Origin of the sequence: Candidatus Effluviviaceae Genus I sp., from assembly GCA_016867725.1 — a bacterium.
Lineage (GTDB): Bacteria > Joyebacterota > Joyebacteria > Joyebacterales > Joyebacteraceae > VGIX01.
This window is the reverse complement of the sequence record VGIX01000058.1, coordinates 1-8,618: the sequence shown is the minus strand read 5'-3', so window position 1 is coordinate 8,618 and position 8,618 is coordinate 1. Positions and strand designations below refer to the sequence as shown.

The window sequence follows — 8,618 nt, the reverse complement described above, 5'->3', positions numbered from 1 at the left end:
CTTGAAGGTCCCGTCGCCCTTCAGCCGCTCGCCGCCGACGACGATGTCGTACTCCTTCCCCGCCTCGGCCTCCACGCGCGCGATGGCCTCGGCCATCTTCTTCCTGAGGGCCTCGTCGGCGAACGTGAGCACCGCCTCGTTCCTGAACTTCGGCTTCATCCCGACTCCTTGTGTGAGGGCGTCGCAGTGAGCATCCGCCGCCCGGGCGGGCGGCGGAGTCCATTCTAGCAGGAACGAGGCGCGGTTCAAGCGCCCGCGCGCGGCCTACGCGAAGGCGATCTCCACCGTCGCGATCTCGTGCGGGCCGAGGACGATGCTCACCTCGCGGCCGGCGACCGGAAGGGCGCCCAGGCGCTCCTCGAGGAGGTCCGTCCGCCAGGCCGCTGCGACGTCGCGGCCAAGCGTCAGCGTGGCCGCCTCGCGCCCGCCGGCGAGGTTGACGAAGCGCACGACGAGCGTGTCGCGCTCCTCGTGCCTCTTGACCGCTGTCACGCAGAGCGGGTCGCCGGGCGCCTCGAGGAGCCACGCGCCGGGGACGTGGAGGTCGCTCACCCCCTGGACCGCGAGGACCGGCGTCCGCCACAGGCGGCTCGCCCGCTTCACGCCGGCGGCCGAACACGTCCGTTCGTACGCGAGCACGGCGAGGCGGAACGCGTGCGGCCCCTCACATTGCGCGTCGGGCGTCGGGATGGTGGGCCCTGCGTTCATGCGCCGCATCGGGAAGTCGTCGCGCGACAGCCACCCGACGCAGCGGAGGAGCGTGAGTGCCAGGGTGACCGACCCGTCGGCGGCGTGAACCGGTTCGACCTCGGGCAGCCCCCGCGCGAACACGGCGAGCCCGCACAAGCCGCCCTCCACCGCCGAGAACTCCTGCTGCGGAACGGTGCCGGCCGGCGGCTGGAGCCAGTCGGGATGCGGCTCGGCGTCCACCGGGCGCTCGTTGACGAGGAAGTGGCCGTCGGAGAGCACCGTCGGGGTCGCGATGCCCGTCGGGAAGAGCGCCCGCAGGCGGTGGTCGCAGGCGCGGTTCTCGAAGCGGACCTCGACGTCCACGACGGGGTTTCCGCGAGTGAGGCGGACGCGCACGGCAACGGGGCAGTCCACGAGCGCCGTTCTGCGCCGCGCGCGGTCGGGCTCGATGGAGGCCGGGAGCCTGAGCGTGAAGGACGCCTCGAGCGCGCCTGCGAACCCCGTGTCCTCGACGACGCGCACGGCGCCGCCCGCGCCGCGCGAGCTTACCGTGAGCGGCTCGGGCGCCGGCGAGTGGTCGTACTCGTCCCCGACGTCCTCGCCGTCCTCGAGGACGCCGAGCCCGCGGAACACGCGCCCGGTCGCCGTGTGCGTGAGATCGAACGTGCCGTCGTGGTGGAGCGTCACCGCGCAGTGCCCGTTCTCGATCGTCTCGCCCGCGACGGTCACCGCCCCGGCCGCCCGCCGGTCGTCGGCGGCATGCCCCGGGGCTTCGTCACCCTCCACCAGCCGGTAGCACGCGTGCCCGACGCCCGGGAGGTCCTCGGCGAGGAACTGGATGGTCAGGAACTGGTCGCTCCGGTCGCGGCCGTCGTCGGAGCGCACGATGCGCGGCCCGAAGTCCCTGAGGTAGCCGTCGAACGTCGCCCGCTGCGACTCGTAGTCGAGGGCGGTCCGATAGTCGATGCCCCAGAACCGCTCGATGCGCCGCGACTCGAGCACCCTCATGGGCACGGCGCGGCCGCGCTCGTCGAGGAGCGCGAGGCGCGACGGGTCCGCGCCCGGCGGCTGCAGCACGACGAGCCTGGTCACGACCTCGGTGCGCCGCGTCGGCAGCGGGTTCGCGACGGCGATGACCGTCTCGCGGTCGTCCTCGCCGCGCCGCGCGAACGTGGGCGCGATGTTCTCGAGCTCGAGCCTCAGGAGCTGCTCGGCCGTCTCGCGGACGGCCGCGAACCGCGGGAGCATCTGCCGGTGCACGGCGTCGGTGCTGCATCCGCAGATGGAGTCGTGCGGGTGGTTCTTGAGAAGCTCCTTCCACGCGAACGCGAGCGCGCCAGATGGATACTCGCGTCCGAGCACGAAGTGCGCGTGGGCCGCGAGCGGCTCCAGGCGGTCGGCGAGCAGCGACTGCGCGTCGTCGTTCTCCTGCTTGAGGGGCATCCGGGCCGACCACACGCCCGTCAGGATGGGGTGGTGCTTCCCCGAGAGAAGCTCGCCCTCGTGGACCTCCGCCGCCGCGCCGCTCCGCGCGACCTCCTCGACGAACTCCGCGAACCCCGCGTGGACGAACTCGGTCCGCGGGAACGCCGCGCGGAGCGCGTCGAGGACCTCCCCGAGCCGCGCCTGCGGCGGGAAGTGGTCGCAGCCGTTGTTGAGGAGCCACACGTCGCCGTTCGACCGCTCCCCCATCGCGGCGAACGACGCGCGGACGCGCTCGACCGCCCGGTCGACGTCCACCTCGCGACGCGTGTGCGCGTGCCAGATCTCCTCGTGCCCGAGCCCGCCCGCGTTGCAGTATCCGCCCCACTGGTTCACCGCCAGGACCTCGCTCCCGTCGGGCGCGCGCCAGCGGTACTCGAGGCCGAGGCCGTCCAGCTCGTCGCCGCTCCCTCGCGTGTAGACGAACGAGCCGATGCCCGAGCGCGCGAGGAGCTGGGGCATCTGCGCGGTGTGGCCGAACGTGTCGGGAAGGTAGCCGACCTTCTGCACGGGCCCGAACGCGCGGGCGACCGAGTGGCCGACGAGGAGGTTCCTCACGAGCGCCTCGCCGCTCACGAGGAACTCGTCGGGCAGGACGTACCACGGCCCCACCGAGAGCGCGCCGCGTTGGACGAGCCGCTCGACGCGGGGCCGGTCCTCGGGACGGATCTCGAGATGGTCCTCGAGGACCACGGCCTGCCCGTCGAGGACGAAGTGCCGGAACGAGGGGTCGCCCTCGAGCGCGTCGAGCGCGCGCCGCACCACGCGAACGAGAAGCGCCCGGAACTCGTGGAACGTGAGGTACCACTCGCGGTCCCAGTGCGTGTGCGAGACGACGAACGCCTTCCGGGGCGCGGTCGGCGCGGAGCCTGTGACGCGGGGCTCGCTCGGCATCGGTCCTCCGTCGGTCGGGTCGCGCGGCGGGCGCACCGGCGGCCGCGACGCGTCAGTCGTGACAGGCCGCGACGAGGTCGCCGACCGTCGCGGTCGCGAGGCAGACGCAGAGGTCCGCCGCGCCGTAGTACAGGAACGCCCGTGCGTCGGCCGGCGCGAAGCCGTCGGGGTCCACGCGGTCGACGACGAGCCCGGTGGGGAACACCACGTTCGGCACCTGCCCGACGTGCTCGTACGGCTCGCGCGGCTCGAGGATGTTGTTGCGCGAGCGCGCGAGCACGCGCGAGGGGTCCGCGAGGTCGAGGAGCGCGACGCCGGCCTGGTAGATGTGCGCGCTCGAGAGGTGCGTCGCAACGCCGTGGTACACGACGAGCCAGCCCTCGCGCGTCTTGAGCGGCGGCGGGCCGGCCCCGATGAGCTCGTCCCAGGAGTGGAAGCGCCCGCGCATCACCTCGCCCGCCGCGCGCCAGCGCAGGAGGTCGTCCGACTCCTCGAGCACGATCGTGTCGCCGCTCGGCGCCGCGCCGGCCGCAGCGACCGTGTTCGGCCGCGCGAGCCGCAGGTACCGGCCCCCGACGCGCTCGGGGAAGAGCACGACGTTCCTCACGTCGGCATCCCCGGTGACACCGAGGAACTCGAAGCGGTCGAAGTCGTCCGTCCGCGCGAGGCCCGACAGGCACCGGTCGTCCACGTCCATGGCGACGGTCACGAGATACGAGCCGCCGAGCGGCGTCACGCGCGGGTCGTACACGTGGTGGACGCATCCTCGCACGCGCTCGACGCCCGCGAGCTCGACGACGCGCGGCTCGACCTCGAACCGCTCGCCGTCGGCGCCCCGCGCGACCATGAGGTGCGTCTCGCGCCCGCGCGTCTGCACGCGCAGGAGAAGCACGAACGCGCCCGCGTGGCGCACCGCGCCCGGGTTGAACACCGAGGTGGGGTCCACGACGCGCGGCGGCACCGCGGGGACGTCGCGCCGCGTGAGGATGGGGTTTGCGGCGGATCGGACGAGGGCCATTCGCACCTCCGCGAGGACGCGCCTCACTCCATCCAACCGAGGAGCGCGGCCGAGACGCGCCAGTAGCCGAAGTGCCCGTCCTCGTCCCTCGGCCGCACGCCCTCGACGTGGAACGACACCGTGTGCGGCCCCGGCGCGAGCACGCCGGAGAGGTCCACGAGCCGCGGCGGCACGCGGTCGCCTGGGCACCAGCCGCTCCGGCTGTAGTCCGACGACCACCAGCCGTCCGACCAGCGCCGCGTGTACGGGTTCACCTCGCGGAAGCGCCGGCAGTCGTCGCGCCACGGCCTGAACCGCTCGACCTCGGCGCCGTCCACGACGACGACGTTGTCCTTGCTCACGAACTCGTCGGCGTCCCTGCCGTCCGTGCAGTGCCCCGACACGAGGTAGCGCAGCACGACGCGCCCCGTCCCGGGCGGCACCGTCACAGCGACCGCGACCGGCCCGTTCGCGAGCCGCTCGGTCGTGACGCTCTCCTCGTAGAGGAGCGGCAGCACCCAGTCCGCCGCGTCTGCGGGCGGCGTGGTCGGCACGCCGTCGAGCGCCGGCTCGGGGCCCGTCTCGAACACGAGGGCGAAGTCCATCCGCCACGCGGGGCTGAGCCAGGTGTCCACGAACCCTCTGAGCGCGCACTCGCCACGGAGAAGCGGCGCGAGCGCGGTGACGTCCGCCTCGTGCGTGGTCTCGCCGCCGTACGCCGTCACGAACTTCACGAGCTCGACGTCGGGGGCGCCGTGGACCGACAGCCGCACGCACCCCGCGCGGTCCCACGGGTCGTGGACGCTCACCTCGTCCTTCGGCACCGGTCTCGTCGTGACGCGCGCCACGATGCGCGTGCAGGACGCCGGCGGCTCGACCGCGACGGTCCGCGCGACGACGCGACCGTTGTCCTCGACGGTCACACCCGCGGCGGCGCCCCGCCCGGGCGCGGCCTCGGAGAACGCGATCGTCTCGTCCTCGAAGACGGCGACGACCAGCGTCTCCGCCGGAGACGCGCCCGTCGCGGGCCCCGCCCCCGCGCCGCCCGCGGCGGCCGCTGCGACGACCAACGCGACCAAAGCGTCAAGCCACGCCCTCATCGCTCGCCCTCCCGACGCACCGTCCCGTCGTCCGTGTGGTCGCGCGGCATCTCCCGGAGCCGCCGGAGCATCCACCGGATGTCCCTCACCCCCCCGATCGAGAACCACGTGACGACGAACACGGCCATCGTGAGCTGGATGTAGAAGTACGCCTTCCAGAACCGCGCCCACACGGCGTCGTCCACGCGGTGGTGGAGGTTGTACGACGTCCCGACGAAGAACACGACGAGCCAGACCGCCGTCCAGACGTAGCTCGCGATGGAAATGGCCCTGTCGCCGCGCGTGAACTCCTCCCCCATCCCGAGCAGCCGCCACCCGCGGGCAGGGCGCGCCTCCACGACGGTCGTCTCGCGCGCCGTGTCGTACGCGCCGCGGTGGAACAGCCTGTCGAAGTCGCACGCCGGGCGCTTCCCGAGAAGCGACACGACCACGTAGAGAAGACTCGACGCGCCCATCGCCAGCGCCCAGTACTGCTGGCCGTTCACGTTGTGCAGCCACCGGAGCGCGCGCCATCCCGCCCCGGCGATCGCCGACGCGGCCGCCGGCGCGGCGTCGAACATCTCCTTCGGCAGCTGGTGGACGAGGATGCCGCCGACGGCGATCGAGGACCCGGCAATGAGCGCGCTCCACGCCGCGGGCGTCGTGCCGCGCCGCCAGTACAGCCCGCCGATGATGACGGCGCCCGAGCCGCCGGCGAAGATCGCGCCCGTGATGGCGAAGAACAGGAAGATGTACTCGCTCTGTTGGAACAGGAGGCTGAAGAAGAACGCGAACACGGCGACGCCGAGGATGGACAGCCTGAGCGCGCGGAGGTGCTGCGCCGGCGAGAGCGGCTTCTTCCGGAGCGGCATGAGAACGTCCTGCACGAAGATGCTGCCCCACGAGTGCAGGTACGTGTCGTCCGTCGTGATGAACGCGGCCATCATCACCGCCGCGAACGCGCCGAGGAGCCCGTGCGGCAGGAGCTTGGTGAGCAGAACCGGCGTCCGAAGCTGGCTTTGAATGGCCTCGTTCCCGGCGCCGCCGATGACGTCGTTCACGCGTCCCGCGACGGCGGCGAAGTCGGGATGGTGCATGACGGTGTAGGCAACGATGGGTACGAACAGCAGGAACAGCCCCTGCGGGAATCCGCGCCAGTTCGACAGGACGCCGCCCATCTTCGCCTCGTGCGCGCTCTTCGCCGAGGCGTTGTAGGCCTGAGTCCCCTGCCACGACATGGCGCCGTAGATGACGCCGAAGACGCCGATGAGGAAGTACCAGAAGTTGAAGTCCTTGACCTGGCTCGTCTTGAACGGGTTGATGAGCGAGGCGTTCTCGGGCGCCATCGAGAGCCCCTCGATGACGCGCGTCCAGTCGATGACGTTGAAGAGGTAGACCACGATGACGATGAACACGATGTTGACGAAGAGCCCCTGCGCGAAGTCGGTGATGATGATCCCGACCTGGCCCCCGAGGAACACGAAGAAGATCGCGATGGACAGGAGCGCGGCCATCACGAGCGCGAAGGTCGAGACCGCGACGCCGAAGACCGGCACGGTCTGCGGCAGTCCGCAGTAGTAGATGAAGAACCGCGCCGTCACCGCGGGGAAGATGCCGAAGTTGATGACGCCCGAGAGGTACGCGACGAGACCGGCGAACACGCGGAAGTTCCGCGTGTAGCGCATCTCGAAGAACTGGGCAAGCGTGAGCGCGCGGGTCTGCCGGAACCGGTAGACCACCCATCCCGAGACCGTGATGATGAGGATCACGAGACTCATCGTGAACCCCCACCACGACATCGAGAACCCGGCGACGTAGTTCATCTCGAGGAGGCCGACGATCGTGATGGCGCCTAAGCCCGCCATGCCCTGGGAGAGGCTCAGGAGGTAGCGGCCGGCGGTGCGGCCCGCCGCGAGGAAGTCCGCAACGCTGCGCATCTGGCTCCGCGCGAGCAGGACGCCGCCCATCATCATGGCCAGCGCCGCCGCGAAGATGGACCAGTCGAGGAGGTTCAGGTTCATCGGGTCTCCCTCGGAGGGCGCCGGGCGCCGCGCGCTCGGGCCCGGGGCCTGCGGCGCGGCCCGCCGGCCGTCACCACACGCGGCCGTCCTCTCGGATGCGCAGGACCCGCCCGTCCGACAGCTCGAGCGTCGCCACGAACCAGTCATCGCCCGCGGCCACGCCGACGCGCCCGTCGAGGGCGCCGCCGGCCGCCTCGCCGAGGGCGCTCAGGTCGTCCGTGTAGGTCCCGTGCGCCGCGCGCCAGTTCCGCTCGGCGTAGTACACGCGCCTGAGCTCCCACGAAGCCGCGTGCCGCGGGTCCGGCTCGAACGCGGCGCCGCCCTCGCCGGCATCCCGGGGCACGCCTGCCCGCGCGGCCGCCTGCCCGTCGTCGAACCGCACGATGCCCCACATCTCCGGGTAGTGCATCGCGATGAGGCCCTGAGGCGACCACACCCAGTTGTCCTCGGGCAGCGGCTTCCCGGTCGCGGCGTCGAGGAGCTTCTCGTAGCGCCCGTCGGCCGTCGGTCGCGCGCGCCACTCCACGCGCGAGAAGTTCACGCGCCACTCGTCGCCGTGCCGCGGCGGGGCGGGCCGGTTCGCGCACTCGGCGAGCACGGACCACGGAAGCGCGATCTCGACCGTCCAGCCGCCGTCGGCGTCGCCCGGCCTGTTGAGCGTGCCGTCCACGAACACGGCCGTGCGGAGCCCGGCGATGTCCCACGCGTTCACCGCCGGACCGCCGTCGCGGTACGGCCTCAGGAGCAGCAGATCCCACTCGGTGCCGAACGGGTTGACCTCGAGCTCGTAGTAAGCGTGCGTGTCGCCGTCGGGGTCGATGAAGACCTCGAAGTCGTTGTCGTGGTAGATGACCGCGTCGCGCTCGCGGAGCGTGGCCCAGACGTCGGGCTCCTCGAGTTCGGCCGCCACGTAGAGGAACCGGTCGTCCCAGAGCATCTTCGCGCGCGTGCGGAAGCGCGGCGCGGGCCGGGACGGCCCCTCGATGTCGGTGAAGTCCTCGGTCCAGGGCGCGGCCGCCCAGGCCGGCTCATCCAGGCGCCCGTCGATCTCCGGGGCGACCGGCGCGCGGCAGCAGGTGTACTGCCGCGGCTGCCACTCGATGCTGGGCACGGGGAGCGCATCGCCCGCCCGCGCGCTCGGCCGTGACGACGTCGCGCAGACCGCGGCCCCGGCGAGAACGGCGGCCAGCCTCAGAGCCTCGCGCCCGACGCATCCCATGAGCGCCTCCCGTGGAACGACCGCCCCCGTTGCAAAGCCCCGCGCGCCGCGCTACAATCCGCCCCCGGCCCCACGGCGCACCGCGCCAGGGAGGTTCCCGTGAAGCTCCTCGTCACCGGCGGCGCAGGGTTCATCGGAAGCAACTTCGTGCGAATCTACCTCGCACGGCGCCCGGATTGCCACATCATTAACATCGACAAGCTCACCTACGCGGGGAACCTCGAGAACCTGAGAGA

Annotated in this window: 7 protein-coding genes; 1 reads left to right on the top strand and 6 read right to left on the bottom strand. The window is 72.2% G+C overall.

What is annotated here, in order from left to right:
• The 6 genes from FJY74_08970 to FJY74_08945 all read right to left on the bottom strand — a co-directional run.
• Positions 1 to 159 (bottom strand): hypothetical protein (locus FJY74_08970; GenBank protein MBM3308445.1); only part of this gene is annotated, 159 nt, incomplete at its 3' end.
• Between the two features lie 105 nt (positions 160 to 264).
• Positions 265 to 3,066, bottom strand: a complete 2,802-nt coding sequence (locus FJY74_08965; protein ID MBM3308444.1) for a hypothetical protein — start codon at positions 3,064 to 3,066, stop codon at positions 265 to 267.
• A 52-nt stretch (positions 3,067 to 3,118) separates the two neighbouring features.
• Complete coding sequence (locus tag FJY74_08960; protein ID MBM3308443.1) at positions 3,119 to 4,084, bottom strand: glycoside hydrolase family 130 protein; 966 nt, start codon at positions 4,082 to 4,084, stop codon at positions 3,119 to 3,121.
• Between the two features lie 23 nt (positions 4,085 to 4,107).
• The gene (locus tag FJY74_08955; protein MBM3308442.1) at positions 4,108 to 5,163 is read right to left on the bottom strand and encodes a hypothetical protein; all 1,056 of its coding nucleotides are present in this window, start codon (positions 5,161 to 5,163) and stop codon (positions 4,108 to 4,110) included.
• On the bottom strand, positions 5,160 to 7,163 hold the full coding sequence (locus FJY74_08950; GenBank protein MBM3308441.1) for a sodium:solute symporter: 2,004 nt from the start codon (positions 7,161 to 7,163) through the stop codon (positions 5,160 to 5,162). Before FJY74_08950 ends, FJY74_08955 begins: the two co-directional genes overlap by 4 nt.
• Positions 7,164 to 7,233: 70 nt before the next feature.
• Positions 7,234 to 8,382, bottom strand: coding sequence for a carbohydrate-binding family 9-like protein (locus tag FJY74_08945; protein MBM3308440.1), 1,149 nt, complete (start codon positions 8,380 to 8,382; stop codon positions 7,234 to 7,236).
• Positions 8,383 to 8,481: 99 nt separating this feature from the next.
• Here FJY74_08945 and FJY74_08940 point away from each other — a divergent pair.
• Positions 8,482 to 8,618: GDP-mannose 4,6-dehydratase (locus tag FJY74_08940; GenBank protein MBM3308439.1), on the top strand; the 137-nt coding region annotated here is incomplete at its 3' end.

Coding starts and splice junctions, on each gene's coding strand:
- FJY74_08945 (MBM3308440.1), bottom strand. CDS start 8,382: ATGGGATGCGTCGGGCGCGAGGCTCTGAGGCTGGCCGCCGTTCTCGCC.
- FJY74_08965 (MBM3308444.1), bottom strand. CDS start 3,066: ATGCCGAGCGAGCCCCGCGTCACAGGCTCCGCGCCGACCGCGCCCCGG.
- FJY74_08955 (MBM3308442.1), bottom strand. CDS start 5,163: ATGAGGGCGTGGCTTGACGCTTTGGTCGCGTTGGTCGTCGCAGCGGCC.
- FJY74_08960 (MBM3308443.1), bottom strand. CDS start 4,084: ATGGCCCTCGTCCGATCCGCCGCAAACCCCATCCTCACGCGGCGCGAC.
- FJY74_08950 (MBM3308441.1), bottom strand. CDS start 7,163: ATGAACCTGAACCTCCTCGACTGGTCCATCTTCGCGGCGGCGCTGGCC.